The sequence below is a fragment of the Candidatus Xianfuyuplasma coldseepsis genome (genome assembly GCF_014023125.1).
In the GTDB taxonomy this organism is placed as follows: domain Bacteria; phylum Bacillota_I; class Bacilli_A; order Izemoplasmatales; family Izemoplasmataceae; genus Xianfuyuplasma; species Xianfuyuplasma coldseepsis.
This window is the reverse complement of the sequence record NZ_CP048914.1, coordinates 1,771,960-1,798,267: the sequence shown is the minus strand read 5'-3', so window position 1 is coordinate 1,798,267 and position 26,308 is coordinate 1,771,960. Positions and strand designations below refer to the sequence as shown.

The following is a 26,308-nucleotide window of genomic DNA, read 5'->3' as shown; positions in this document are numbered from 1 at the left end:
ATAAGGATTTTTGTTTTATAATGATTGTGGTGATATTTATGGCTATAACATACGAACTTCTTCATACATGTAAACAAACGGGTGCCCGATATGGAATTCTCCATACGCCACACGGCGATTTTGAAACGCCGATTTTTATGCCTGTTGGTACAAAGGCAACCGTAAAAACACTTGAAAATCAAGAAATCAAAGAAGTTAGTGATGGCTTGATTTTAGGAAATACATATCATTTATGGCTCGAACCAGGGGATGACATTGTCCAATTGCACGGTGGTATTCGTGGTTTTAGCAAATGGGACGGTGCGCTTCTAACCGACAGTGGTGGCTTCCAAGTGTTTAGCCTTAGTGACATCCGAAAAATCACCGAAGAAGGTGTTGAATTTCGTCATCATAAAAGCGGAGCGAAACTGTTTATGTCTCCGGAAGATTCGATACGCATCCAACATAATTTAGGAGCAGACATCATCATGAGCTTTGATGAATGTCCCCCGTTTGATTCACCTTATGATTATATGAAACAAAGTATTGATCGGACCATTCGATGGGCCAAACGTGGACTAGATGCCCATAATCACCCTGATACGCAAGCTTTGTTTGGTATCGTACAAGGCGGTCCGTTTATAGATTTACGAACCCACTGTGCCGAAGAGTTAATCAACATGGATTTTCCTGGATATAGTATTGGGGGACTGAGTGTTGGTGAAACAAAAGAAGAGATGTACCGGGTCCTTGATGAAGTCACACCGATCTTACCAGAATCAAAACCGCGATACCTTATGGGTGTGGGAACACCGGATGATATCATCGAAGGAGTAATTCGTGGTATTGACATGTTCGATTGTGTCAACCCAACACGAATGGCACGTCATGGTAGTGCGATGACGAGTCAAGGTCGTATCCCGATAAAGAACAAAATATACGAAAAAGACCTCTCGCCATTGGACACTGAATGCGATTGCAAGGTGTGTACGACCTATACCAAGAGTTATTTAAGACACTTATTTAAAAGCGAGGAGTATTTAGGGCCACGTTTGATTAGTTATCATAATCTTTATTTTCTCAAGAATTTAATGAAAAATATTCGAAATGCGATTCAAAATGACCAGTTGGGTGATTTTAAGGCAAATTTTTTCTCTAAATACTATAAATAAGCCATTATTGAAAAAAACCTGTTTAATTTTTACTACATATTATGATATAATAGATTAACAACGTATATGGGGGTCTGAATATGTTTGAGTCAATGGACAATTTTAATCAAAAACCATCGATAAAAGTCATCGGTATTGGTGGCGGTGGTGGAAACGCCGTTAATCGGATGATCGAAAATGAAGTTCAAGGAGTAGAATTTGTCGCAGTAAATACCGATGCGCAAGTTTTACGATTGTCCAAAGCGGATACCCGTATTCAAATTGGAAAAATGTTAACCCGCGGACTTGGCGCTGGTGCAGATCCCGAAATCGGCCGCCGTGCTGCGATTGAAAGCGAAGAAGAAATCCGTGAATTACTAGCTGAAACCGACATGGTATTCATTACAGCTGGTATGGGGGGCGGAACCGGAACAGGTGCAGCACCCGTAATTGCTCGGATTGCTCGTGAATCCGGATGTTTAACCATTGGTATCGTCACGAAACCATTCAGTTTTGAAGGTCGTCGTCGAGTTGCGACAGCACTTGAAGGTCTGGATGCGTTAAAACCCTATGTAGACACGTTAATCGTTGTTCCAAACGATCGGTTATTGTATATCGTAGATCGCTCAACTTCCATGTTAGAAGCCTTCCGTGAAGCGGACAAAGTCCTTAGACAAGGGGTTCAAGGGATTGCAGAAATCATTACAGTACCCGGTTTGATCAATGTCGACTTTGCCGATGTAAAAACCGTCATGAAAGACAAAGGTACCGCATTAATGGGTATCGGAATCGCCAGTGGGGAGAACCGTGCCATTGAAGCTACGAAAAAAGCAATTCATTCGCCATTGCTTGATGCGAACATTGATGGTGCAACCGATGCTGTTGTGAACATTGCCAGTGGTGTTGATATTGCTTTGTGGGAAGTTAATGAAGCAGTAGAAGCAATTCAGGCGTCTAGTTCCACTGAAATTAATATTATTTACGGTGCCACGGTAATAACCGAATTAAAAGATGAAATCATTGTCACAGTAATTGCTACTGGCTTTGATGAAAATAAAACCGTTGAATTCAGTGACATTGGATCTACCAGCTATGAGGATCCTGATGACATCGATGATGACGATGATAAAGAAGACTCAAAACGGTCGCGCAAACGTCGTCGTAAAGACGAAGATGAGGAAGAAGAACCGTCTAAAACAACCATTCCTTCCTGGTTGAAATCTCGATTTAAATAAGCGCGCATTGCGCTTTTTTAAATCTAAAAGGTTGTGGTATGATGAGCCCACGCAAACGCTATAATATTGTGTACGCCATCCTGATGGCAATCATAATCGTATTATTTCTAGTCCCGTTACAAAATGACATGGTCGATATGTTGCTCGGTATATTCGCGGTCATTTTGACGAGTGTTTTTACATATACGAATCGTCATGATATTCCACGTAAACGACGTCAAGAAGACCATTCCTGACGATGTAACGGTTGTTGCCGCAACAAAATATTTCACCACCGAGCAGATGCGACAATTGTATCGTGAAGGAATCCATGATTTTGGTGAAAATCGCGACAATGCGTTTTTAGAAAAATATGAAGTATTAAAAGATTTGGATATCACCTGGCACTTTATTGGATCACTGCAAACGAAAAAGGTTAAGAAGGTAATCCATAAGATATCCTATCTCCATTCCTTAGACTCGATGAAGTTAGCAGAAGAAATTGATAAACGTAGAACTGCTCCATTAAAATGTTTTCTTCAAGTAAACATAAGCCATGAAGAATCCAAACACGGATTTACACCACAAGAAGTATTATCCGTTTTACCCGCGTTACAACGTCTCAAAAACATCGAGATTATTGGGTTTATGGGAATGGCCGAATACACTGATGATGTAACCGTCATCCATCGAGAGTTCCAAGTGTTAAACGACTTACAGCAACAAGTTCAAACACAACTCAACATCACAATCAATGAACTATCTATCGGGATGAGTAATGATTATCTCATTGCCCTAGAGCATGATGCTACATTTTTGCGTCTCGGTAGTGTATTATTTAGTAAAGAGGTGTAATCATGTTTAAAAAACGGAAAAAAACAGCCTTTGATCGCATTGAATTTATTCTTTGTGAACCAGACATTGACGTCTTTAAACTCGCAGACAAATTATTAAAAGGAAAACCACTCATTCTCAATTTTGAAAACCAAAATGAAATCGAATCCAATAAGATTATTACGTTTCTAAGTGGCATTACCTACGCCATCGATGGCGAAATTGAAGTCATCAAGGAACAGATTTTCTTGTTTGCTACTAAACAAGATTATAAAGATGGAAGTCTGCGCAAATTTGTGAATGAATATAAGGAGTAGTACCCGATGTTAGCAAATGCTTTACTAATCAACGTTCTTTTAGTCATATATTATGCTCTACAAGTCTATTTTTACTTTCTCATTGGCTCGGTATTATTGTCATGGCTACCGGAGTTGCGACGAACGAAAATCGGCCAATTGATTGATCGAATTGCCGATCCATACATGCGGATATTTCGCGGTGTGATTGTGATTGGGATGTTTGACTTTACCCCAATTATCGGTTTCTTAATCTATAATTTTGGTCTTCGTTATTTCTATCAAATGATCTATTTGATGAGTCTGCAATAATGACTTTACAAGAACGCATACAACGAGCAATAACGAACCAAAGAGCGGTTCGTTTTCGTTTTTTAACACCCCAAGAACAAGCTCTCGTACCACAGAGTGATCGTATCGTTATGGATGGTGGATATCCTGAAGCTGAACGCAAACGGTTATATCTCAATACAACGAGTGAGGATGGAATCGTGTGCTTCAGAATTCATGCCAACGATCGATTTTTGGAATTACGACATCAAAACATTCTTGGTAGTCTTATGTCATTATCCATTTCGCGTGATAGTATCGGTGATATCTTACCACGGCAGCAAGTTTTCTTTGTTACATCCGAAATTGCAGATGAGATTCGCCAATCATTTCGCCAAATTGATCGAGTTACCATAACATTGGAAGAAATCGATGGGGCGATGATACAACCGGAACAAGAGTACAAATCTTTAACGGCAATTGTCCCGTCCATGCGCCTTGATAATGTCGTTGCCAAGATGACCAAAACATCCCGTAATCTCGTCCAAGAATGGATTCTTGCGGAGCAGATTCATGTCAATCATTTCGTTGTTACCAAAGCGACAAAACAGATTACAGAAAACGATATAGTATCGATTCGTCATCACGGTCGATTTATCATCGATGATACGTCAAGTCGGACCAAGAAAGGGAAAATTGTCATTAATTATCGAAAATTTGTTTAAAAAGGTTGTAATTATTCATAGATTTGTTAAAATAATGATTGTTATAAACGATGACGAGGACAGGTTACAAGAAATCCTATTTGTACAGAGACCAAGAGTTGCTGAAAACTTGGCTTATAGCTTGTTGTAATATCCCCTCAGAGTAAATCGCTGAATGAAGTAAGTGGTTTCGTATCTCGGCGTTAACGAGTTCAAGTGCTTCGGAAGAAGAACTAAGGTGGTACCGCGGATAGTCTGTTCGTCCTTATTTTAAGGATGAACTTTTTTTATACAATATGAAGGAGTGATGACAATGGGTAATGATTACAAACACACATTGCATATGCCAAAAACCGACTTTCCCATGCGCGGGAATCTCGGCAACAACGAACCAAAAATGCAAACCGTTTGGGACGAGATGAATCTCTATCAGCAACGGCTTGACAAAAACAAAGGACACACGGAATACGTCTTACATGATGGTCCACCGTATGCCAATGGGAACATCCACATTGGTCATGCGATGAATAAGATCTTAAAAGACATGGTATTGCGGTATAAAAGCATGCGTGGATTCTATACTCGCTATGTTCCTGGTTGGGATACCCATGGGTTACCGATTGAAACAGCACTTGTGAAAACGAAGAAAGTGAATCGTAACCTAATCGATAAAGTCGATTTCCGAAAAATGTGTTACGATTATGCGATGGAACAAGTGGCGACCCAAAAAGAACAGTTTAAACGCTTAGGAATCTTAGGGGAATGGGACAATCCCTATATCACATTGTACCCGAAATATGAAGCGTCGCAGTTACGCGTATTTGCTGATATGGTCGAAAAAGGATTAATCTTTAAAGGATTAAAGCCGATTTTTTGGAGTCCATCGAGCGAAACCGCATTGGCGGAAGCCGAAATTGAATACCACGACAAACAATCGCCATCGATTTATGTCGCGATGGATGCCGTGGATACCTTAGGTAAAGTCGATTACGACTTTAAGTTCTTAATCTGGACGACAACCCCTTGGACAATACCAGCCAATCTCGCGATTGCAGTTGGCGATCACATTCTCTATAGTTTTGTGAAAGTTGATGGCGATCAGATCTATTTATGTGGAACCGATTTAATCAGTGAATTAACTGCTAAATTCGGATGGGAGCGTGTCGAAGTACTAGAAGATATCAAAGGGTATGAACTCGAACATATGACCTACAAACATCCCCTATATGATCGCGTTAGTCCAATTGTACTAGGACATCACGTCTCTACCGAAGGTGGTACCGGTCTTGTGCACACCGCACCAGGACATGGGGAAGATGACTTTGTCATCGGTCAAAATTACAACCTTGATATCTTGTGTCCAGTCGATGAAAAAGGTTTTATGACCAAAGAAGCAGGGCCTTATGAAGGCGAATTTATTGAAGATTGCAACAAATCCGTCGTTCGTGATTTGGATGCATGTGGTGCATTACTGAAAATGGAATGGTATACCCATAGTTATCCGCATGATTGGCGAACTAAGAAGCCGGTAATCTTTCGGGCGACAGCGCAATGGTTCGCCAGTATCGAATCGTTGAAAGATGATATGCTCAAGGAGATTAAAAACGTCAACTGGTACCCATCTTGGGGTGAAGTACGAATGGAAAACATGGTAAAAGACCGCAAAGCATGGTGCATTAGTCGCCAACGGACGTGGGGCGTACCAATTCCTGTATTTTACAATGAAGACGGCAGTGAAATCTTAGATAAAGATGTTATCAATCACGTTGCAAATATCGTCGAACAAGAAGGAACCAATGCGTGGTATACAAAATCAGCACAAGAATTGTTGCCAGAAGGCTATACAAACGAAGCTAGTCCAAACAATGAGTTCCAAAAAGAGACCGACATCTTGGATGTGTGGTTCGACAGTGGAACATCCCATCAAGGGGGAATGACGGACTTTGGGCTACCTTATCCTAGCGACCTCTATTTAGAAGGTAGCGATCAGTACCGCGGATGGTTCAACAGTAGTCTTTCAACGGGTGTTGCTCACTTGGGACAAAGCCCTTATAAAACGTGTGTTACACATGGATTTGTTTTGGATGGAGATGGACGCAAGATGAGTAAATCACTTGGAAATGTCGTCGATCCCCTTAAAATCATCAAACAAATGGGAGCCGATATTCTCCGGTTATGGGTTGCTAGTGTAGATTACCAAAGTGATGTTCGGATCAGCAATGATATGATGAAACAAGTAAGCGAGTCCTATCGTAAAATCCGGAACACGATCCGTTTCATGCTGGGGAATCTCAGCGACTTTAATCCAACGAAGGACCGTGTTGCATTTGATCAGTTAGTGGATGTTGATCAATACGTTTATTTACAACTGAACGAATTGGTTAAGTCTGCCTTAGAACATTATGATAACTTTGAATTTGATACGGTATATAGAGATATAACAAACTTTGTAACTAGAGAATTAAGTGCGTTCTACCTCGACTTTACGAAAGATATTCTCTACATCACCAAAGCCGATGACCCAGCACGTAGAAGTGTGCAGACGGTGCTGTATGATACAACACGTACCCTGTTACAGCTACTAACGCCATTCTTACCGCATACAACTCATGAAGCATACTTGCATCTCCCCCACCATCAATACGACAATGTGTATTTAGAAGATATGCCAAAACCGCTTGATGTTGATGGATCTGAAATTCTTGATACCTATAATGCGTTCATGCAAATTCGTGACAACGTCAACAAAGCACTGGAAGAGGCTCGTAATAAACAAGTAATTGGTAAAAGTTTTAATGCGAAGCTGACACTGTATCCTAATGAAGACGTTAAAGCACTTCTGAAGAAGATGAATGCGAACCTAGGGCAATTGTTTATCGTGTCTCAGTTTGAAATGAAAGATGGCACAGGTGAATATGCGTTTAGTAACATGTCAGTGGACGTGGAAAAAGCCGAAGGGGAAACCTGTGATCGGTGTTGGCAAGTCGTGGATCATACCCATGATGGATTATGCCACCGTTGCCAAGATGTACTCGATGAGTAAAAGGTCTGATTTTCAGACCTTTTTTTGTTGAATTTACCCCTTATAAAGAGTACAATGTAATGTGGTCTTATGAAACCCATGGAGGATGAACTATGGAAGCACAAGCAACTATACATGCAAAACGGACTCGAATCATGTACTATGTACTTGGTTTTATTGTCATTGGTCTTGGTGTGAACATTATGAATGCCTCCAATCTCGGCGTTGGTGCTTGGGATACGGTAACCATCAATCTTCGTTCGTTTATGAATATTGTCGTTGGGGCGTCATGGGTAACTATTGGAATGATGTCGTTTGTTGTTAGTATCCTCGTAATGACAATGGTAATACTATATCGAAAAGACACACGCTACTTATTTATGCTGATTCCCATCGGTTTGGTCTTTCTATCGATTGATTTCTGGAATTTAGTAATCTTTAAAGACCGGATTGCAGGTGTTGGTTTCTGGACAACGTCCGTGATGATTGGATCGGCGACATTATGGCAATACATCTTCTTTATAATTGGTTCATTCATTCTTCCTCTCGGGTTAACGTTGGTGGTAAAATCCGCATTCCCTGCCTTTGTATTTGATGAGTGGATGTTGATGTTTATGGATATATTCCATACTCGTAAAATCACCTTTGTCCGCTTAGGAATTGAACTACTCGGGTTACTGATTGGTACATTATTTGGATATTTAACGTTTTTCAATACCGCCGGTCATCTCGGTTCGGTGAACTACGGGAGTTTACTGTTCACCATTTTCTTTACTTCAATTATGGGACTATGGTTTCATTTGCTGAAGGTGCAAAAACATGAGTAATCTACGAACGGTTATTTTGCGTGAAGAATTGCAAGAAATCCGCAACAAACTAACGATTGGACGGATTTCCACCTACATTGTTGGTATGATTGTGATTGGGGTTGGCGTAAGTTTGATGATTCGCAGTAATATTGGCATGAGTAGTTGGGATACACTGCATTATGCCCTAACGCATGCGATTTCATTCATGTCAATGGGATTAGCGAATGCCTTGACAGCATCAACAACAATGTTGTTAACCATCATACTATATAAACGGTGGTCGTATGTTGTTATGATTGTTCCGATCATCACGACAGCGTTACTAATCAATCTCTTTAATCTCTACATCTTTGATGGTGTTTTATACACTGAAACATGGCATCACATTGCCGGATACATCGGTGGCTTGTTCTTACTTCCTCTTGGTGGAAGTTTAATGATCGTCACCACGCTTCCAGCCGGTGTCTACGATCAATTCATGCTTGCGGTCTTGTATAAATTAAAATCGTCAAGACTTGCCTTTATTCGTGCTATAATAGAAGTAACTGTTGTACTTCTTGCTTTTCTAATCGGTTCCATTGCTGGAATTGGTCTCGGGAAATTTGGAGTTGGAACCATCATCTTTAGTTTGATGGTTGGCGTACTTATTTCGATGTACTTAACAATATTTGAAAGGATTGGAATTTATGAACATCAACAAAATGATTGATCACACGTACTTAAAAGCCTTTGGTACAAGTACGGAGATTAATAGCTTAATTCAAGAAGCGAAAGAATATCACTTCAAAAGTGTATGCGTCAATCCATTTTGGGTTGAGAAAGCCGCAAAAGATTTAGCGGATAGCGACGTTCTTGTCTGTACCGTTATTGGATTCCCCTTAGGAGCAAACACCATAGAAACAAAAGTGTTTGAAACCACCAATGCGATTAAAAACGGGGCCGATGAGATTGATATGGTACTAAACATTGGTAAAGTGAAGGAACAGGATTATGCGTATATTACCAACGAAGTACAAGCAGTTAAAGAAGCTTGTAAGGGCCATACGTTAAAAGTCATATTGGAAACATGTTATTTAACAAAAGATGAAATCAAAGCAGCAACTGAAGCTTGTTATCAAGCAAATGCTGACTTTGTAAAAACCAGTACTGGATTTGGTACAGCTGGTGCATTAGAAGAAGACATAAAAATTATGAAATCCGTGTTCCACGATCGTGAAGTGAAAGCTTCTGGCGGTGTCCGCAGCGCCGAAGATGTGGCGACAATGGTTACCGCTGGGGCAAGCCGGATTGGGACCAGTAGTGGCGTTAAACTTGTTCAAGGACAAGTTTCAGATAGTGATTATTAGGAGGTTATTGTATGGGTACACCACATATAAGCGCAGATAACAATCAAATAGCAAAGACAGTATTAATGCCCGGCGATCCGCTACGTGCAAAATTCATTGCCGATACCTATTTAGATAATGTTGAGCAGTTCAATACCGTTCGAAATATGTTTGGATATACCGGAACCTACAAAGGAAAACGAATCAGTGTTATGGGTAGTGGTATGGGTATGCCAAGTATTGGAATTTATAGTTATGAGTTGTTCAAATTTTACGATATTGACAATATCGTCCGCATCGGGAGTTGCGGGGCCTATACCGCAGATTTAGATTTATACGATGTTGTCCTAGTTGACAAAGCATGGAGCGAATCCACCTATGCCCAAACCCAGGCAGGACATGAGATTGATACAACCTATCCAAGTGCAAGCTTAAATGCAGCAATTGAACAAGTTGCTAAGTCGTTGCAAATTCCTGTTCATAAAGGAACGATTCATTCCAGTGACGTATTCTATCGTCAAAACGCAGGAGAATACGAGCAAATTCGTGATCAGCACGGTTGTATTGCTGTTGAAATGGAATCCTTTGCGTTGTTCCACAATGCCAACGTTCTTGGTAAAAATGCTGCGTGTTTGCTAACGGTTTCCGATAATATCGTTACACAAGAGGAAACCAGTGCAGAGGAACGTCAAAATGCATTTACAAGAATGATGGACATTGCTTTAGGATTAGCCGAATAAACAACGTATAAAAAGAGCTTTGGCTCTTTTTTAGGATGGTACATATGAAGATTACACATGAGAAACAACCGGGTTATACCCTAAATGTAGCCCACACCACAAAATTTAAAACCGTGAAAATTCAACTGGTCTTTTCACGGTTGTTTCAACGTGATGATGTCACAGCACGAGCTATGATTCCATACCTTCTTCGCGCGGTAAGTGCATCGTATCCAACGAGACGTGACATTCAAATCAAATTGGAAAGCATGTATGGTGCATCGTTTCAGTCCGGTGTTAAAAAGACTGGATTGGCTCAAGAACTCACGTTTGATATCACATTTATTCATAACGATTTTGCCATTGATCAGACGAATTTATTGGATTCAGTGGTTGCGTTTCTAGGTGATATTATCTTTCATCCCCGCTTTGAGCAAACCATATTTGATGAAGAAAAACGCCTACTTGAAGAATATTTTATCAGTATTTATGACAACAAGATGCGCTATAGTTTTCAAGAAATTCGCAAAGCGATGTTTTTTGACGACTTATATCAGTTAGAAGCACTTGGTGTCGCCGAAGATTTAGAGACGTTACGATTAGAAGATGTGATTCATGCATACGATAACATGCTTCGTCAAGATGCAATATCCATCAGTGTGGTTGGTGATGTGAATGTCGATTATATGACTCGATTGATTGACACATACTTTCCATTTTCATCCAGAATGATCGACCTGATGCCGATTGATTATAGTCGTGCCAAGCGAATACAGCCACAACACCTTGTCGAAACGCAAAGCGTTAAACAGGCAAAACTAGTATGGGGTTATCAATGGCCAATACACTATTTAGAACCTGATTACTATGCAGCTATAGTAGGATCGATGATGTTGGGTGGTCATGCTGAAAGCATCCTCTTTAAGCGAATTCGTGAAGAACTGAATAAAGTATACTTCATCGGTAGTAGTTATGATCAGTATAAAGGGAGTTTATATGTTTATGCAGGGATCAATGAATTGGACTATGATGAAGTTCAAACGGAAATTAATGCGATAGTGTCTTCCATCCAAAAAGGTGATTTTACGGATGAAATTTTACACATCACAAAAACCATTCTTATTTCAAATTTCTATCAGAGTCTTGATTCCAGTAGTTCAATCTGCTCCAGAATCCATCATTTAGCGCTGTTTCATCGGACGTTTAATCCCGAAGAACTAATCGCCAAAATCAAATCGGTCTCCAAAGCAGATATTACCCGTATTGCCTCACAATTACAACTGGATACAACGTTCTTACTACGAGGTGAATCACATGACTAAGTACACGTATGAATCGATTAAGGAAACGGTGTATAAAGACACGTTACCGAGTGGTTTACAGGTATTTATTGTACCTAAAAAAGGGTATCACAAAACCTATGTAACATTATCCACACCACTTGGATCAACAACTACTACCTATGAGAAAGATGGCAACATTCATTCGATTCCGGCAGGAATGGCCCATTTTCTAGAACACAAACTATTTGAACAAGATGGGTTGGATGTATCACAACAATTCGCTTTACTTGGGGCAAATGTCAACGCCTTCACAATGAACTCAAAAACGACGTATTTGTTTCATACAACCGATCATCTAATCGAATGCATCACCTTATTACTTCAATTTGTATTTCATCCTCACTTCACAGAAGAAGGCGTGGAAAAAGAAAAACCAATCATTATCCAAGAAATCAATATGTATGAAGACGATTCCAACACTGTTATCTATATGAATGCATTAAAGAGCATGTTCCATGAGCATCCCGTCCGTGAAGAAATTTTGGGAACACCAGAATCGATCAATACGATTCATAAAGAAATTCTAGAAGATGTTCATCAAGCCTACTATAATCCGCAGGAAATGGTGTTGTTTATCACTGGAAATGTCCATGTACAAAACCTGTTTTCTGAGTTACAAAAAGTCGACCCCATCGTCGAAACATCCGCAACGAAACCACACGTAGAGGATATCAAAGAACCACAAACCGTTTTTCAATCATCCATTCTCCAAGAAATGGACGTCCATATGTCCAATGCATTATTTGCAATCAAATTACCCACTAGTACGTTTCCCAAAAAACCATTGATGCAGCACGAACTGACATTCTCCATCCTTCTTGATTTACTAGTTGGAAAGAGCACTCACAATTATCAACAGCTGATAGAACGTGGTGTTATCAATGATTCCTTCGGTGTTGATGTCTCGATCGAGAAAGATTATGGTTACTTGTTATTTGGTTCTCAAACAAAAGATCCAAATCGATTTATCAACGAAATCAAATCGCTTTTATCAACGACGGTTGAGACTGGTGTTGATGTGGTTCAATTCAAACGGACAAAACGTTTAATCATTGGGAACTTCATTCAAGCACTGAACAGTTTAGAATATATTGCCAATCAGTTTACCAAATATCACATGTTAGATGGAGACTTGTTCGAAGTTCTAACGATTGCGGAAGATATTACGATTGAGGATGTCTATCATATGCTCGCTATTATCAATGATACGAGCTATCATTCAGAAAGTATTATTGTGCCAACAAAAAAAGACGAATAATCGTCTTTTTTTTAAAGATTTCGTTTAATCCAATCGGTAATTACTTTATAGTGATGATCTTTCTCAAACGAGTTAATGATTTCGTGCCGTGTATTGTTGAAGACACTGTATTTTACATTGGAGTATCCCGCATCATGATAGTGATTGTATAGTTTCTTTATATCTTCACCATAATGTCCGAGGGGATCAGTATCCCCGTTAATGAAGTAGATTGCAGTAGAAGAGGCACTGTCCTTAATTTTCTTTTTATCTTGAATTTCGGGAATAAAGTTTAACATGTCTCGTTGCGCGCCAATGGTGAATGGTATACCACAATATTTATCTTCTTCAAAGGCTCGCTGTATTTGTGGATCTTGTGATATCCATTCAATGCGGCGATTGATAAGACCCTTTCGCTGTAAATCGCGAATATGTGAACCCATAACCACATCATTAAACCATGGACTGACGTATTGATCGCCTTTGAGACGGATAATAATGTTTGCCACAATTTTACCAAATAATATCGACCATTTACTAAAGGTTCCTGTCCCACTGAAAATGGCCATATTATAACGATTGTGATCGTATAACATTGCATAACGTCCAATCAATGAACCCATCGAATGAGCAAACATAATAACCAGATGTTTTGGATAATGTTCTTCAATGTAATCCCGTACGGTTTTAACACCTTCATAGACTTTATGAAAACCAATGGATGAATCAAAGTACACTTTGCTGAGATCAGTTGATGTTTTTCCATGTCCCAAATGATCATTGCCAATCACATGGAATCCTTCATCATTGAGATACTTCGCAAAGTGGTCATATCGTTCACAGTATTCCCCAGCACCATGAATTAGCTGTACAACACCTTTGGGTTTTGTTGCGTTCGTTTCCCATAAATAGACATGTAGTTCATGTTCATACGGGTCTACTAACGTAAATTCTTTTTTCATTTCCATCGCCCCCTTAAAACCATTATACCATATAATCGAAAATCCAATTTAAATATTCGTCAAATTTTGATAAAATGGTAATGAGGTGAGAGGAATGAAACAGTACGTCTTAGCAATTGATCAAGGTACGACATCATCACGATGCATCATTTTCAATAAAGAAGGTCAAATCGTATCACAAAGTCAACGTGAGGTACCAATGATCTATGAACAGGAAGACTATGTTGAGCAAAATGCGTATGATATTTGGTCCACTGTGCTAACCACAATGGCCGACAGTATGCTACAAGCAGATATTCAACCATCTGAAATTGCAAGTATTGGGATTACCAATCAACGCGAAACCACCATTTTATGGAATCGACAAACAGGAAAGCCGATTTACAAAGCAATTGTCTGGCAATCCAAACAATCCAATGATATTTGCAATGCACTAAAAGAAGAGGGTTATGAAGAGATATTTCACCAGAAAACCGGATTGTTGATTGATCCGTATTTCAGTGGTACAAAGATTCGATGGATTCTCGATCACGTCCCTGGGGCAAAAGGCTTAATGGCAAATGGCAATCTTTGTTTTGGAACAGTAGATACATGGTTACTGTATAAATTAACTGGGGGACAAGTTCACAAAACCGAACATACCAATGCCTCAAGAACATTGCTGTACAACATATTTGAACAACAATGGGATGACGAGTTATTGCACATCCTTGATATCCATCCAAATATCCTTCCTGAAGTGTGTGATTCATCTAGTTTGTTCGGGTATACAACCGCGGCAACGTTCTTCGGTGAAAACGTACCAATCACTGGTATTTTAGGGGATCAACAAGCCGCGTTATTTGGACAATTATGTCTTGAAAAAGGATCCATAAAAAATACCTATGGTACCGGTTGTTTCATGTTGATGAATACCGGTACAAAACCAACGTTATCCCACAAAGGCTTATTAACCACAATTGCCTATAGTATGAATGGAACTGTTACCTATGCACTTGAAGGTAGTGTGTTTGTGGCTGGAAGTGCGATTCAGTGGCTTCGCGACGCATTAGAGTTTTTCGATCAGGCTTCGGAATCCGAAGCATTGGCAACCAGTGTGCCATCAAACTATGGCGTCGTTGTTGTTCCTGCTTTTGTTGGTCTTGGTACACCGTATTGGGATACAGATGCCAAAGGAGCGATGTTCGGTCTAACTCGGGGAACGTCAAAAGCACACATTACCCGGGCAACATTGGAGAGTCTCGCTTATCAAACCAAAGATGTCATTGATGTAATGATGGATGAATCGGGCATAACACCAACGTTTTTACGTGTCGATGGTGGAGCTAGTGCTAACAACTTTCTGATGCAATTTCAAAGTGATCTTCTCCATTTGGAGATTATTCGTCCTGAAATTAACGAAACGACAGCATTGGGTGCAGCCTATATGAGTGGTTTACAAAGTGGATTCTTCTCCTCCATAAAATCACTATCATCCTTACAACAAACCAATCGTACATTTCAGCCTTCAATGACTAAAGCTGAACGGACAAAACTCTATCATAAGTGGATTCAAGCCGTTCAAGCGACACGCCAATTCAAGTAATGTTACGATATTTTGTTTCATTTATGGTATGGATAGAGTATAATAAATAACAGGTGAAATATATGAATACAAACTTAGAGCAATACGTTACAAAAAAATCAAAGAGTGAAAAAAAGGTCTACATTGGTGGGGCACTAATAATACTTGCTGTCTTGCTGTTTCTCGCCGGTATTGAATTTCTTATCTTCATTGCAATACCTGTAGGAATTGCCGGATTCATTGTAGCTGGAATCGGTTTTAGTGAATTCAACCGTCTCAGTAAACAATTCAAAGTTCAAGTCGTCACCAGTCTTGTCGAACAATTTGTTGATAATGGCCACTTTGATCCGCATCGGGGGCTCTCCCAAAATGCGGTGTATTCGACCGAATTCTTAAAACGAGCTGATCGCTTTCATTCTGAAGACTTCTTAAGTGGTTCGATGGAAGGTGTCGATTTTATATCCAGCGATGTCAAACTGGAAGAACGCCACGTTCAACATACCAAAAACGGAACAAGAGTATACTACGAAACGTATTTCCTTGGTCGTGTGTTCGTGTTTGATTTCAACAAACCATTCGATGGATTTTTACAAGTTTTGGAAAACGGTAGACCCCGTGTGAATCGGGGATACAACAAAGTCCAACTCGAGAGTATTGCATTTAATAAAAAATTTAAGACCTATGCGACAAACGATCATTCGGCATTTTATGTCCTAACGCCACATTTTATGGAAGCATTGCTCGATTTTGAAAAAAACAATCGTGGTAACATTCGCTTCTCATTCATTGATAATCACCTGTATATTGGGATCAACAATTTCCGGGACACATTTGAACTTCAAATGTTCCGCAAATTGGATCAACATATATTTGACGAATTTCAACGTGATTTATTCGTCATCAAAGACGTTATAACAGAACTAAAACTAAACCAAAATATATTCAAAAAAGGAGTGTAAATTATGCCACCTGGAGTAACTGTAGTCATTATTATTGCTGTTGTCTTATTATTGATTGTTGTATGGTACATCGGTACCATGAACTCATTACGTCAACTGGAAGTAAAAGTTGAAGAAGCCGATAGTGGAATCGACGTTGCTTTAACCAAGCGCTTTGATGTCCTTTCAAAACTAGTAAACACTGTAAAAGGATATGCCAAACACGAAAAGGAAACATTGGAAAGTGTCACCAAATGGCGTGCTGGCTTACCAAAGAACTTGACCATGGAGCAAAAACAAGAGTTCATGGAAAAAATGAATGGAATCCAATCTGGGATCAATGTAGCTGTCGAAGCCTACCCCGATCTCAAAGCGGATAAATCATTCTTAAATCTACAACAAAACATTACCGATGTCGAAGAACACCTTCAAGCAGCAAGACGTTTATACAATGCGAATGTTTCAACGATTAACTCGCGAATCGTCACGTTCCCAACTAGTATTGTTGCCGGAATGATTCAAATGACGAAAAAAGAATTCTTTGAAGCAGAAGCCGCAAAACGAGAAGACGTTGACATAAGTTTTTAATTTTACGAAATAAGCGTAATGTGAGAAAAACAGATGAATTATCTGTTTTATTCTCTTGAATCCTGACAATCAACACAGAATTTTCGAAAATTCTGTGTTTTTGTATGGATACTGTTTATCAAACGACAATCGCCTTCAAGCAATCAATATAGTACACTACATCAAAAAGGAGGAAGTATGTTAAATCAAGTTATTTTAGTAGGACGAATGGTATATGATCCCGAACTGAGAACATTAGATGATGGTCGTAATGTAACCACCATTACCCTAGCGATTCAACGCGGATATAAGAATGCTGAGACCGGAGAATACGATACGGATTTTATTGCCTGTACGCTGTGGAGTGGCATTGCTGAGAATACCGTACAATATTGTAAGAAGGGTAGTGTTGTGGGTGTGAAAGCACGTTTGGCCCAGCGTTATTATGAATATGAGGAGGGAAAAACCTTCAGTTATCCTGAGGTCATCGCTGAGAAAATTACCTTTATCAATACCAAAAAAGACAATGGAAGTGCAACAACCTAAAGGAAGTGGATCAACACTTTCTTTTTTATTTTACTTTTAATTTTCATATTTGGTTGTTTTTTGATATAATAACAACGAAGTTTATAACGTGGTGATACAATGAAAAAATGGCTAAAAGAAAACATCTTTGTCAAAGACATGTTTGTCTATATATTGGTAGCAGCAATCATATTCTATATTCCATTATGGTTGTTTGTTTATTATGCAATTATCACGGAAAATGATTACCTGTATGGACTAGGGTTTGCCTATGTTGCATTTTGGGCTGGACCATTCACACCAACGATCCCAATTATTCTGGCGATTGCCGTATTCTTAAAACAAGTCATCAAATTCATCCAAGGAAAGCGACGTGAAGAAGAATGAGACAATATCTTGATTTACTCCAACATATATTAGATAACGGAACGGTAAAAACCGATCGAACTGGGACGGGAACGCTCAGTACCTTTGGCTATCAAATGCGTTTTGATCTATCCGAAGGATTCCCTCTATTAACAACCAAAAAAGTGCATTTAAAATCCATTATTCATGAACTATTGTGGTTTATCTCGGGGAATACTAACATTAAATATCTTGTAGATCATAACGTTCGAATTTGGAACGAATGGCCCTACCAAGCATTTACAAAACACAAGGATTATCGTGGGGAAACATTGCAGGAATTTGTCCAAAAGATTAAACACGACGACAATTTCGCAGCGAAACACGGTGAATTAGGTCCTGTATACGGTCACCAATGGCGTCATTTCGATGGTCCTGACGGACGGTTTGTCGATCAATTACAAGAGGTGATTAATACGATCAAAACCAACCCCAGTTCCCGACGACTTATCGTCAATGCCTGGAATCCACCAATGATTCCAGACATGGCTTTGCCGCCATGTCACATGATGTTTCAGTTTTATGTTAACAACGGTAAATTGTCTTGCCAATTGTATCAAAGAAGTGCGGATGTTTTTTTAGGAGTCCCGTTTAATATCGCAAGTTATGCCTTGCTAACGATGATGGTTGCCCAAGTCTGCAATCTCGATGTTGGTGATTTCATTCATACCTTGGGAGATACCCATATTTATAATGATCACTTTAAACAAGTTCACACCCAATTATCCAGAGAACCACGACGATTACCGACGATGAAGATCAATCCGAAAGTCACGGCGATTGACGCGTTCACTTATAGCGATTTTGAACTGGTTGGATATGATCCCCATCCATTGATAAAAGCGAAGGTATCGGTATGATTAATCTGATTGTCGCCATTGCCCGAAACAACGTGATCGGTAAGGGCAATGAACTACCTTGGCACTATAAAGAGGATATGGAGTATTTTAGGAGAACCACTCTCAATAAAACTGTCATTATGGGCGAAGCTACCTTTCAATCCATCTTGGGTTATATCGGTAAACCATTGCCCAATCGTACGAGCGTGATCGCAACCCTTTCGGGATATCAGTATCCGGGAGTTGAAACAACGGATGATATTATTTCTTATTTGAAGAACTTTCCCAAAGACCAAGATATCTTTATCATTGGGGGAAAAGTCATCTATGATATTACACTGGATATCGCGGATCGATTATACATTACGCACATCGATAAAGACTATGATGGTGATGTCTACTTTAGCGAGATTGATTATTCAAAATACAATCTCGTTCAAGAACAAGTTCGAGGGGAACTACGGTTTTGTGTCTATGAAAGGAGGGCAACATAAATGTTTATTTTAAGCTACTATGTCTTTATGTTGATCTATGCCTTGGGATTCTTGTATCTCCTGCCGGGACCATGGTTTGATCCAACAAATGGCGTATGGTATTTGTTTGTTGTACTATCGATTCTTATCGGGTTCATCGTTAGTTTCATTACCCAATTATGTATCCTAAAAATTTTGGGATTGCTTCGTCAGAAGTATCCGATAACAAATATCACCAACCATCGCATCGCGAATAGTTTATTGCGTTTGGGATTGCATTTGATCCGGACAAAAGTCATTGTGTCTGGACAGGAAAATATCCCAGAAGATCATTTTGTCCTCGTTGGAAACCATCAAGAGAATTATGACATTTTAATTATTAAGCCCGTCTTCAAGAATCTCCCTCTGAGTTTTGTGGCGAAAGAAGCCTTACAGAAGATGCCAATCTTCGGGCAATGGATGGAAATCCTAGGGAATGTGTTTATCTCCCGTGAAGCCGATCGTAGTGCCGCCCGTACGATTATTGATGGGATCAAACATTACAAACAAGGGATGTCGATGGGGATATTCCCCGAAGGGAAACGATCATTTGGAAACGAGATGATTGAGTTTAAACCGGGAGCTTTCAAATTAGCGATGAAACCGAAAGCGGATATCGTGATTGTAACCCAATACAATGCCTGTACAATCTTTAAATCCATTCCATGGAGACGTTACAAAATTCATCTTCATGTACATCCTTTACTACCATACGAAGAATATAAGGACTTATCATCACATGAACTAAGTGATCTTGTTAAAGAACGCATTCAGCAACAACTCAACATCTTTGAACAAACGATAAAATAGAGGGAAATCCCTCTTTTTTATTTACTCTTGTTCCCTTCTACTATATAATTGGTGTAGAATTTGAAAGGACAAACGACTATGGGTGAACTGATTTCTTTAGGTACTGCGTTTTGTTGGACTTTTACCGTATTATCATTTGAAGCCGCAGGGAAGAAAGTTGGATCGTTATCGGTGAACTTTATTCGCTTGCTTTTTGGTTTTGTCTTTATCTCGATCTTTCTCTATATAACACGCGGGTACATGATTCCAATCGATGCCTCATCCCATACGTGGAACTGGATGCTTTTGAGTGGTGTGATTGGTTTTGTCATTGGTGATTACTTTTTGTTTCAAGCGTTTGTTGATGTTGGTGGGAGGATATCACTTGTTATTTATAGTATGGTTCCACCCATCACAGCGATATTAGGACTCCTATACTTTGATGAGTATTTATCCGTTCAAAACATTATTGGGATGACAATTACGATAGCAGCAATTATTCTCGTTGTCATCTATAAAGAAGAAGATCATGAACGACATCCACATAGGATGCGAGGAGCACTATTTGCAATGATTGGTGCTGTTGCCCAAGCCGTTGGACTTTTGTTCAGTAAAATTGGTATGGGGGATTATAGTGCGTTTGCTGCCACCCAAATACGGATCATTGCAGCCATTGTTGGTTTTGCACTGATTATTACTATGCAACGACGTTGGCCAAATATCAAACAAGCTTTCTTCAACAAACGAGCCCTTGTTTTCATCATTATCGGCTCTATCTTTGGACCATTTCTTGGTGTTTCATCCAGTTTGCTAGCCCTTCAATATACCAGTTTAGGTATTGCCACAACGATTTCACAAATGAACATTATTTTTATCATACCATTCTCATTAATCCTCTTCAAAGAGCGGGTAAATGCGATTGAAATCATTGGTTCGATTGTTGCTTTAATCGGTGTTAGTTTGCTGTTTTTATAAGTTCTAATTTTACCCCAAATATGTTATAATAGTATCGCAAGGAGTGATACATATGCGTATAGTTGATTTAATTGAAAAGAAACGCGATGGACATGCATTAACCACAGAAGAAATCAATTTTATAATTGAAGGATACGTCGCAAAAGATATTCCTGATTATCAAATTAGTGCGTTATTGATGGCGATTTATTTCAATGGGATGACAACTGCAGAATCGACCGCATTAACAATGGCGATGTTACACAGTGGTGAAACCATTGATTTGTCGGCGATTAAAGGAATTAAAGTCGATAAGCACAGTACTGGTGGCGTCGGTGACAAAACGACCCTCGTTTTGGGTCCTTTGGTTGCAGCAGCAGGAGCTAAAGTAGCGAAACTTAGTGGTCGCGGGTTAGGGCATACCGGTGGAACCTTGGATAAATTAGAAAGTATACCAGGGTTATCGATAGCAATTGATCCGAAGGATTTCTCGAAACAAGTGAATGATATCGGTATCGCTGTTGCGGGACAAACTGCCAATGTCTGTCCGGCTGATAAATTACTCTATGCACTAAGGGATGTGACAGCAACGGTACCAAGTATACCCCTGATTGCATCCAGTATCATGAGTAAAAAACTGGCCAGTGGTAGTGATGTGATCGTCTTGGATGTGAAAATCGGTGACGGAGCGTTCATGAAAACACTGGAAGATGCCAAAGAACTAAGTAAAGTCATGGTTGGTATTGGAACTGAAGTTGGTAAAGAAGTTGTCGCCTTCATTACCGATATGAACCAACCTCTTGGATTCACCGTTGGAAACAAATTAGAGGTTGTGGAAGCCTTAGAGACATTACAGGGAAAAGGGCCAGAAGATCTTACTACCCTTTGCGTTGAAATCGGGAGTTACATGGTCTATAGTGCAAAAATTACCGATAGTATTGATGCTGCTCGAGAATTGGTGCAACAGCAAATTACCAATAAGCATGCACACGATAAACAGTTGGAATTCTTGCAAGCACAGGGCGGAAAACTACCGGATCTTGAACAGTTTATTCACGTAAAAGATATTGTATCCGTCCATGCTGATACAGGTGGATACATAGCATCGATTAAAGCCTTAGATATCGGCCTTGCGGCAATGAAACTAGGCGCTGGTCGGGCGACAAAAGAAGATACTATCGATCCGGATGTTGGCATTAAACTTCATAAGAAGGTTGGCGATTACGTGGATCAAGGAGATGTTCTCGCATCCATCTATACGAACACATCATCCATCGACGATATCATTGCCGAAGTACAACAAGCATATACCATTTCCAAAGATCATGTGGACAAAACACCAATCATCTATGAAATCATTACAAAAGAGGATATTTAAGACTGCTGATGCAGTCTTTTTTTATTGCATAATGATATTGTTTTGTATTCAAACTTGTTATACTAACCCTAAGAGGTGATAGAATGGATCAAGAGCATACAACGTTTATGCACTGGGAACGGTTGCTATTTCGAATCTATTTAAGTATTGTGGGGTTTGGATTTGTTATTCTTGGAGTAATGTATTATGTTAACGATATGATTCGTGAGATATCAAGAGCTTTTTCATCTATTGTAGTAATACTAATTGCATCGACAATTATCTATTTCTTTGTGTCGTTAGTACGAATGATCAAGTATTATATCTCCGTTCGCAAGAACGACGAAACCGCAACGATATGGCGTAGTGTTACAACGTTTTTAACATCGCCTATTGCCTTTATCTTTTATTATGTCCTCTTGTTCATCATGTTACTTAGTACAGCATCTTGTACCTATACTGGATAATCATTGTATATTTATATAAACTATGCTACAATTTAAGTACCATAAAATCGGGGGAGCTTAGAGAACTAGGCTGAGAGTATTCTTGTTACTAGAATAGACCTAACCTGATCTGGATAATGCCAGCGGAGGAAGAATTTTATTCCATCCAAAGTAGATTGTCCCGATTTTGTGGACAACTTTTTATTTGGAGGAAATATATGAACACTAGCAAATTAACAGAGATTGCAATTTTGGTCTCACTGGCTGTTGTACTTGAAGTAATATTCACTGGTATTGCAGCATTCTTTCCTATTTTGGAAATGCCCTACGGAGGTCGAGTTTCACTCAGTATGCTCCCTCTTTTCATTATTGTGTACCGTCACGGATTGAAAGATGGAATTATCGCTGGAGTTACCTACTCCTTGTTAAATCTATTACTCGATGCGAAACTGTGGCACTGGGCTAGCTTATTTTTAGACTATATCTTTGCCTTTGGTGTTATTGGTCTTGGGGCACTTGTGTTCCAGTTCATGGACAAAAATAAATCATCCTTCGTCGTCATGGTTGTTATTGGCGTCCTATTGCGATTTGTATTCCACTATATAAGCGGAGTAGTTATCTTTGATTTTATTTTAGGATTTACACCTGAGGAGTTTGCAAATCCTTGGTGGTATTCATTCTTGTATAATATCTATTATATTGGACCATCCATGATTCTTGTCATCATCACGGGGCTACTTATGTTTGAACGACTTGAAAAAGCAAACATATTAGAAGCATAGAAAAGCACAATTGTGCTTTTCTTTTATTTGAAAAAGGTTTCTTGATTTTACCCTTTTTTGTTTGTACTTGGTATTATATAATAAGAAGTGGAGGTGTATACATGAAGGTATTATTTGTCGGAAGTGAAGCAACACCATTTAGCAAAACAGGGGGATTAGCAGATGTGTTAGGTTCCTTGCCTAAAGCACTCACGTCACTCGGTGTGGATGCCCGTGTCGTTGTGCCGAAACACATGTGGACCAAAGAAAAATATCATGATTTATTGGAACCTGTATGTCATTACCGTGTTGTCGTTGGACCAAAGAAAGAATATGCAGGAATTGAGAAGACTGTCTATGATGGCGTAACCTTTTATTTTGTTGATAATGAGTATTATTTTGGCTATCGAAATACACTTTATGGCCATTATGATGATGGGGAACGATATGGATTTTTTAACAATGCCGTACTGCAAATGTTAGCAGAAATTGATTTTTATCCAGATATTATCCATTGCAATGATTGGCAAAGTGGATTAATTCCGTACTTGTTGCAACAAAAATATCGTAATAAACAGAAATATGCATCAATAAAAACCATAATGACCATCCATAACATCGCGTATCAAGGGCGTTTCAGCAAAGAGTTAATGCCGTATTTGGATGTCGAATATAGTAGTGCACTTGAATTTGAAAATGTCATTAATTTCTTAAAATGCGGCATTGTAACTGCCGATTATGTTACAACCGTCAGTGAAACCTATGCCAATGAAATCTTATATGATTATTTTGGATACGGAATGCATTCAGTGTTACGCGAACGAACCGATCGCTTACGTGGAATTGTCAATGGGGTTGATTACGATGTCTTTAATCCAAAAGTCGATTCCAAAATATTTTACAATTATAGCCTCTACAACTATGTAAAAGGAAAACGTACCAATAAAGAGACCTTACGCGAATATTATCAATTAGCACGGAATAAACGTCCAATGATTGGGATGGTATCGCGTCTCACCGAAGCCAAAGGATTTGATCTGGTGATGGAGGTTTTAGAACCGTTGATTGCCAATGATGAAATCCAATTTGTCCTGCTTGGTAGTGGCGATTATGCTATTGAAGAATACTTCAATAATCTTCGATTAAACTATCCAGAGCAAGTCGGAGTCTATATTGGATATAACGATGAAATGGCGCGCAAAATCTACGCAGGTGTCGATATGTTTTTAATGCCTAGTCGATTTGAACCTTGTGGACTTGCCCAATTAATTAGCTTAAAATATGGTACCGTACCAATTGTCCGTAAAACCGGTGGACTCCGTGATACGATTGAGATTTACAACAAGTATACCGGGGAAGGGACTGGATTCGGTTTTGAAAACTATGATGCTGGAGATATGCTTTATGCAATCAATAATGCTCTCGAAGTATACGGCGATCAACGCAGTTGGAAAGATCTTGTGAAACGCTGTATGGAACAGGATTTCAGTTGGGAAGAATCCGCCAAAAAATACATTACCCTGTACCACGATGTAAAGGAGATATAATATGGAAACATTAGCCCTAATATTAGCCGGAGGACGCGGAAGTCGTCTCGATATTTTAACTGAAAAACGCGTTAAACCCGCCGTACCATTTGCCGGAAAGTTCCGCATTATTGACTTTGCTCTTAGTAATTGTACCAACTCCGGAATTTATGATATTGCGATCCTAACTCAATACTTACCACTATCCTTAAATGAACACATTGGTGTGGGAAAACCCTGGGATCTCGACCGTCGTGATTCGAGTTTAACGTTGCTTCAACCACATAAAGAATGGTATAGTGGAACCGCGGATGCAGTATTGCAAAATATCAATTTTATTAAACGTCGGAACCCGAAATACGTTCTCATTTTATCAGGGGATCATATCTATAAAATGAACTATCAAAAAATGATTGATTTTCATATTGAAAACAACTCCAAATGTACGATTGCTGTGCAACCGGTCGCATGGGAAGATGCCCATCGCTTTGGAATCTTAACCAGTGATGAGCATCATAAAATTACCCGTTTTGATGAAAAACCAGCGAAACCAGAAAGCAATCTTGCATCGATGGGGATTTATGTCTTTGATACCGATGTCTTACTCGATGCAATCACTACTGTAGAAGACCCGAATTTGGACTTCGGAAAACACATCATCCCTCATTTATTGGAAACCGAAGACCTCTATACCTATGTGTTTGATGACTACTGGAAAGACGTAGGAACCTTTGATTCCTATGTCGAAGCCAATATCGAGTTAACCAATACCGTCGACAAAATTCCACTGGATATGTACGATCGCAGTTGGCGTATCTACACCAAAAGTGAAGAACTACCAAGCGTTAAAGTTGGTAGTAAAGCCTTAATATCTCAAGCCTTGTTATCGAATGGATGCATTGTTGCTGGTACTGTCAAACAATCAGTTTTATCCCCAGGTGTCATAATTCATCCAGGAGCAACCGTCATCAATTCGGTGATATTAAATGATACCGAAATCAAACCGGGTGCATATATTGAACATTCAATCATTGATAAACGGTGTGTGATTGAAGAAAATGTTATCATTGGTGATGGATCTGATTTGACGCCAAACAAAGACAATCCGAAATTGATGAGTAGTGGTGTCAATGCCGTTGCAGCGAATGTCAAGATTCCAGCAGGAACAGTGATTACCCGCAATTGTCGTATTTTCTCCAGTGCCACCTTTACAGACAAAATCATTGAACCGGGAAGTACGCTACGATAAAAATAAAAAAG

General features: G+C 39.4%; 29 protein-coding genes, 1 riboswitch and 1 other annotated feature. Of the genes, 28 read left to right on the top strand and 1 reads right to left on the bottom strand.

Annotation, left to right across the window (positions count from 1 at the left end):
• The first annotated feature begins 38 nt into the window (after positions 1-38).
• From tgt to yfmH, 14 genes are all read left to right on the top strand, one after another.
• Complete coding sequence (gene tgt / locus G4Z02_RS08825; protein WP_258877654.1) at positions 39-1,151, top strand: tRNA guanosine(34) transglycosylase Tgt; 1,113 nt, start codon at positions 39-41, stop codon at positions 1,149-1,151.
• A gap of 80 nt (positions 1,152-1,231) precedes the next feature.
• Positions 1,232-2,365: a cell division protein FtsZ gene (gene ftsZ, locus G4Z02_RS08820; RefSeq protein ID WP_258877653.1), complete on the top strand. Its 1,134-nt coding sequence runs from the start codon at positions 1,232-1,234 to the stop codon at positions 2,363-2,365.
• Positions 2,366-2,403: 38 nt separating this feature from the next.
• Entirely contained in the window at positions 2,404-2,601 is a 198-nt protein-coding gene (locus G4Z02_RS08815) for a hypothetical protein (RefSeq protein WP_258877652.1), read from the top strand.
• Positions 2,561-3,199, top strand: a complete 639-nt coding sequence (locus G4Z02_RS08810; RefSeq protein WP_258877651.1) for a YggS family pyridoxal phosphate-dependent enzyme — start codon at positions 2,561-2,563, stop codon at positions 3,197-3,199. Before G4Z02_RS08815 ends, G4Z02_RS08810 begins: the two co-directional genes overlap by 41 nt.
• Positions 3,200-3,201: 2 nt before the next feature.
• Positions 3,202-3,495: a cell division protein SepF gene (sepF, locus tag G4Z02_RS08805; RefSeq protein ID WP_258877650.1), complete on the top strand. Its 294-nt coding sequence runs from the start codon at positions 3,202-3,204 to the stop codon at positions 3,493-3,495.
• A gap of 6 nt (positions 3,496-3,501) precedes the next feature.
• Positions 3,502-3,786 (top strand): YggT family protein, encoded by a 285-nt coding sequence (locus G4Z02_RS08800; protein ID WP_258877649.1) that lies wholly within the window; start codon positions 3,502-3,504, stop codon positions 3,784-3,786.
• Entirely contained in the window at positions 3,786-4,469 is a 684-nt protein-coding gene (locus tag G4Z02_RS08795) for a YlmH/Sll1252 family protein (RefSeq protein ID WP_258877648.1), read from the top strand. The genes G4Z02_RS08800 and G4Z02_RS08795 overlap by 1 nt, the downstream gene beginning before the upstream one ends.
• Before the next feature lie 41 nt (positions 4,470-4,510).
• Positions 4,511-4,718 (top strand) — a binding site (T-box leader).
• Positions 4,719-4,761: 43 nt separating this feature from the next.
• Positions 4,762-7,491, top strand: a complete 2,730-nt coding sequence (ileS, locus tag G4Z02_RS08790; RefSeq protein ID WP_258877647.1) for an isoleucine--tRNA ligase — start codon at positions 4,762-4,764, stop codon at positions 7,489-7,491.
• Between the two features lie 92 nt (positions 7,492-7,583).
• Positions 7,584-8,297 (top strand): DUF6198 family protein, encoded by a 714-nt coding sequence (locus G4Z02_RS08785; protein WP_258877646.1) that lies wholly within the window; start codon positions 7,584-7,586, stop codon positions 8,295-8,297.
• Complete coding sequence (locus G4Z02_RS08780; RefSeq protein WP_258877645.1) at positions 8,290-8,988, top strand: YczE/YyaS/YitT family protein; 699 nt, start codon at positions 8,290-8,292, stop codon at positions 8,986-8,988. Before G4Z02_RS08785 ends, G4Z02_RS08780 begins: the two co-directional genes overlap by 8 nt.
• On the top strand, positions 8,966-9,625 hold the full coding sequence (gene deoC, locus G4Z02_RS08775; protein ID WP_258877644.1) for a deoxyribose-phosphate aldolase: 660 nt from the start codon (positions 8,966-8,968) through the stop codon (positions 9,623-9,625). Before G4Z02_RS08780 ends, deoC begins: the two co-directional genes overlap by 23 nt.
• Before the next feature lie 11 nt (positions 9,626-9,636).
• Positions 9,637-10,344, top strand: coding sequence for a purine-nucleoside phosphorylase (gene deoD / locus G4Z02_RS08770; RefSeq protein ID WP_258877643.1), 708 nt, complete (start codon positions 9,637-9,639; stop codon positions 10,342-10,344).
• Positions 10,345-10,388: 44 nt separating this feature from the next.
• The gene (gene yfmF, locus G4Z02_RS08765; protein ID WP_258877642.1) at positions 10,389-11,645 is read left to right on the top strand and encodes an EF-P 5-aminopentanol modification-associated protein YfmF; all 1,257 of its coding nucleotides are present in this window, start codon (positions 10,389-10,391) and stop codon (positions 11,643-11,645) included.
• Positions 11,638-12,924: an EF-P 5-aminopentanol modification-associated protein YfmH gene (yfmH, locus tag G4Z02_RS08760; protein WP_258877641.1), complete on the top strand. Its 1,287-nt coding sequence runs from the start codon at positions 11,638-11,640 to the stop codon at positions 12,922-12,924. Before yfmF ends, yfmH begins: the two co-directional genes overlap by 8 nt.
• A gap of 11 nt (positions 12,925-12,935) precedes the next feature.
• Here the strand turns inward: yfmH and G4Z02_RS08755 are convergent, their stop codons facing one another.
• Entirely contained in the window at positions 12,936-13,865 is a 930-nt protein-coding gene (locus G4Z02_RS08755; protein ID WP_258877640.1) for a lysophospholipase, read from the bottom strand.
• A gap of 94 nt (positions 13,866-13,959) precedes the next feature.
• Between G4Z02_RS08755 and glpK the strand changes: the two genes are divergently transcribed.
• From glpK to G4Z02_RS08685, 14 genes are all read left to right on the top strand, one after another.
• The gene (gene glpK / locus G4Z02_RS08750) at positions 13,960-15,450 is read left to right on the top strand and encodes a glycerol kinase GlpK (protein ID WP_258877639.1); all 1,491 of its coding nucleotides are present in this window, start codon (positions 13,960-13,962) and stop codon (positions 15,448-15,450) included.
• Between the two features lie 62 nt (positions 15,451-15,512).
• Positions 15,513-16,388, top strand: a complete 876-nt coding sequence (locus tag G4Z02_RS08745; RefSeq protein ID WP_258877638.1) for a DUF3137 domain-containing protein — start codon at positions 15,513-15,515, stop codon at positions 16,386-16,388.
• A 3-nt stretch (positions 16,389-16,391) separates the two neighbouring features.
• Positions 16,392-16,955 (top strand): LemA family protein, encoded by a 564-nt coding sequence (locus tag G4Z02_RS08740; protein WP_258877637.1) that lies wholly within the window; start codon positions 16,392-16,394, stop codon positions 16,953-16,955.
• A gap of 177 nt (positions 16,956-17,132) precedes the next feature.
• Positions 17,133-17,480, top strand: coding sequence for a single-stranded DNA-binding protein (locus G4Z02_RS08735; RefSeq protein WP_258877636.1), 348 nt, complete (start codon positions 17,133-17,135; stop codon positions 17,478-17,480).
• Positions 17,481-17,579: 99 nt separating this feature from the next.
• Positions 17,580-17,846 (top strand): hypothetical protein, encoded by a 267-nt coding sequence (locus G4Z02_RS08730; RefSeq protein ID WP_258877635.1) that lies wholly within the window; start codon positions 17,580-17,582, stop codon positions 17,844-17,846.
• Positions 17,843-18,724: a thymidylate synthase gene (thyA, locus tag G4Z02_RS08725; RefSeq protein ID WP_258877634.1), complete on the top strand. Its 882-nt coding sequence runs from the start codon at positions 17,843-17,845 to the stop codon at positions 18,722-18,724. The genes G4Z02_RS08730 and thyA overlap by 4 nt, the downstream gene beginning before the upstream one ends.
• Entirely contained in the window at positions 18,721-19,197 is a 477-nt protein-coding gene (locus tag G4Z02_RS08720) for a dihydrofolate reductase (protein ID WP_258877633.1), read from the top strand. The genes thyA and G4Z02_RS08720 overlap by 4 nt, the downstream gene beginning before the upstream one ends.
• The gene (locus G4Z02_RS08715) at positions 19,198-20,025 is read left to right on the top strand and encodes a lysophospholipid acyltransferase family protein (RefSeq protein WP_258877632.1); all 828 of its coding nucleotides are present in this window, start codon (positions 19,198-19,200) and stop codon (positions 20,023-20,025) included. It abuts the gene before it with no gap.
• A 78-nt stretch (positions 20,026-20,103) separates the two neighbouring features.
• On the top strand, positions 20,104-20,979 hold the full coding sequence (locus G4Z02_RS08710) for a DMT family transporter (RefSeq protein WP_258877631.1): 876 nt from the start codon (positions 20,104-20,106) through the stop codon (positions 20,977-20,979).
• A 52-nt stretch (positions 20,980-21,031) separates the two neighbouring features.
• Positions 21,032-22,336 (top strand): pyrimidine-nucleoside phosphorylase, encoded by a 1,305-nt coding sequence (locus G4Z02_RS08705; RefSeq protein ID WP_258877630.1) that lies wholly within the window; start codon positions 21,032-21,034, stop codon positions 22,334-22,336.
• Positions 22,337-22,419: 83 nt separating this feature from the next.
• Positions 22,420-22,782: a hypothetical protein gene (locus G4Z02_RS08700; RefSeq protein WP_258877629.1), complete on the top strand. Its 363-nt coding sequence runs from the start codon at positions 22,420-22,422 to the stop codon at positions 22,780-22,782.
• Positions 22,783-22,821: 39 nt separating this feature from the next.
• Positions 22,822-22,930: riboswitch (TPP riboswitch) on the top strand.
• 49 nt (positions 22,931-22,979) lie between these two features.
• A complete protein-coding gene (locus G4Z02_RS08695) occupies positions 22,980-23,543 on the top strand; it encodes an energy-coupled thiamine transporter ThiT (RefSeq protein WP_258877628.1) in 564 nt (187 codons plus the stop codon).
• 101 nt (positions 23,544-23,644) lie between these two features.
• Positions 23,645-25,069, top strand: coding sequence for a glycogen synthase GlgA (glgA, locus tag G4Z02_RS08690; protein ID WP_258877627.1), 1,425 nt, complete (start codon positions 23,645-23,647; stop codon positions 25,067-25,069).
• Position 25,070: 1 nt separating this feature from the next.
• A complete protein-coding gene (locus tag G4Z02_RS08685; protein WP_258877626.1) occupies positions 25,071-26,297 on the top strand; it encodes a sugar phosphate nucleotidyltransferase in 1,227 nt (408 codons plus the stop codon).
• Positions 26,298-26,308 lie beyond the last annotated feature (11 nt).

What these genes read in the sequence shown, in the direction of transcription:
- G4Z02_RS08795 (WP_258877648.1), top strand. Translation starts at nt 3,786, where the DNA reads ATGACTTTACAAGAACGCATACAACGAGCAATAACGAACCAAAGAGCG.
- G4Z02_RS08745 (WP_258877638.1), top strand. Translation starts at nt 15,513, where the DNA reads ATGAATACAAACTTAGAGCAATACGTTACAAAAAAATCAAAGAGTGAA.
- thyA (WP_258877634.1), top strand. Translation starts at nt 17,843, where the DNA reads ATGAGACAATATCTTGATTTACTCCAACATATATTAGATAACGGAACG.
- tgt (WP_258877654.1), top strand. Translation starts at nt 39, where the DNA reads ATGGCTATAACATACGAACTTCTTCATACATGTAAACAAACGGGTGCC.
- ftsZ (WP_258877653.1), top strand. Translation starts at nt 1,232, where the DNA reads ATGTTTGAGTCAATGGACAATTTTAATCAAAAACCATCGATAAAAGTC.
- G4Z02_RS08705 (WP_258877630.1), top strand. Translation starts at nt 21,032, where the DNA reads ATGCGTATAGTTGATTTAATTGAAAAGAAACGCGATGGACATGCATTA.
- G4Z02_RS08720 (WP_258877633.1), top strand. Translation starts at nt 18,721, where the DNA reads ATGATTAATCTGATTGTCGCCATTGCCCGAAACAACGTGATCGGTAAG.
- G4Z02_RS08715 (WP_258877632.1), top strand. Translation starts at nt 19,198, where the DNA reads ATGTTTATTTTAAGCTACTATGTCTTTATGTTGATCTATGCCTTGGGA.
- sepF (WP_258877650.1), top strand. Translation starts at nt 3,202, where the DNA reads ATGTTTAAAAAACGGAAAAAAACAGCCTTTGATCGCATTGAATTTATT.
- glgA (WP_258877627.1), top strand. Translation starts at nt 23,645, where the DNA reads ATGAAGGTATTATTTGTCGGAAGTGAAGCAACACCATTTAGCAAAACA.
- G4Z02_RS08710 (WP_258877631.1), top strand. Translation starts at nt 20,104, where the DNA reads ATGGGTGAACTGATTTCTTTAGGTACTGCGTTTTGTTGGACTTTTACC.
- G4Z02_RS08785 (WP_258877646.1), top strand. Translation starts at nt 7,584, where the DNA reads ATGGAAGCACAAGCAACTATACATGCAAAACGGACTCGAATCATGTAC.
- G4Z02_RS08800 (WP_258877649.1), top strand. Translation starts at nt 3,502, where the DNA reads ATGTTAGCAAATGCTTTACTAATCAACGTTCTTTTAGTCATATATTAT.
- G4Z02_RS08685 (WP_258877626.1), top strand. Translation starts at nt 25,071, where the DNA reads ATGGAAACATTAGCCCTAATATTAGCCGGAGGACGCGGAAGTCGTCTC.
- G4Z02_RS08730 (WP_258877635.1), top strand. Translation starts at nt 17,580, where the DNA reads ATGAAAAAATGGCTAAAAGAAAACATCTTTGTCAAAGACATGTTTGTC.
- deoD (WP_258877643.1), top strand. Translation starts at nt 9,637, where the DNA reads ATGGGTACACCACATATAAGCGCAGATAACAATCAAATAGCAAAGACA.
- yfmF (WP_258877642.1), top strand. Translation starts at nt 10,389, where the DNA reads ATGAAGATTACACATGAGAAACAACCGGGTTATACCCTAAATGTAGCC.
- G4Z02_RS08815 (WP_258877652.1), top strand. Translation starts at nt 2,404, where the DNA reads ATGATGAGCCCACGCAAACGCTATAATATTGTGTACGCCATCCTGATG.
- G4Z02_RS08735 (WP_258877636.1), top strand. Translation starts at nt 17,133, where the DNA reads ATGTTAAATCAAGTTATTTTAGTAGGACGAATGGTATATGATCCCGAA.
- G4Z02_RS08700 (WP_258877629.1), top strand. Translation starts at nt 22,420, where the DNA reads ATGGATCAAGAGCATACAACGTTTATGCACTGGGAACGGTTGCTATTT.
- deoC (WP_258877644.1), top strand. Translation starts at nt 8,966, where the DNA reads ATGAACATCAACAAAATGATTGATCACACGTACTTAAAAGCCTTTGGT.
- G4Z02_RS08740 (WP_258877637.1), top strand. Translation starts at nt 16,392, where the DNA reads ATGCCACCTGGAGTAACTGTAGTCATTATTATTGCTGTTGTCTTATTA.
- G4Z02_RS08755 (WP_258877640.1), bottom strand. Translation starts at nt 13,865, where the DNA reads ATGAAAAAAGAATTTACGTTAGTAGACCCGTATGAACATGAACTACAT.
- glpK (WP_258877639.1), top strand. Translation starts at nt 13,960, where the DNA reads ATGAAACAGTACGTCTTAGCAATTGATCAAGGTACGACATCATCACGA.
- yfmH (WP_258877641.1), top strand. Translation starts at nt 11,638, where the DNA reads ATGACTAAGTACACGTATGAATCGATTAAGGAAACGGTGTATAAAGAC.
- G4Z02_RS08810 (WP_258877651.1), top strand. Translation starts at nt 2,561, where the DNA reads ATGATATTCCACGTAAACGACGTCAAGAAGACCATTCCTGACGATGTA.
- G4Z02_RS08780 (WP_258877645.1), top strand. Translation starts at nt 8,290, where the DNA reads ATGAGTAATCTACGAACGGTTATTTTGCGTGAAGAATTGCAAGAAATC.
- ileS (WP_258877647.1), top strand. Translation starts at nt 4,762, where the DNA reads ATGGGTAATGATTACAAACACACATTGCATATGCCAAAAACCGACTTT.
- G4Z02_RS08695 (WP_258877628.1), top strand. Translation starts at nt 22,980, where the DNA reads ATGAACACTAGCAAATTAACAGAGATTGCAATTTTGGTCTCACTGGCT.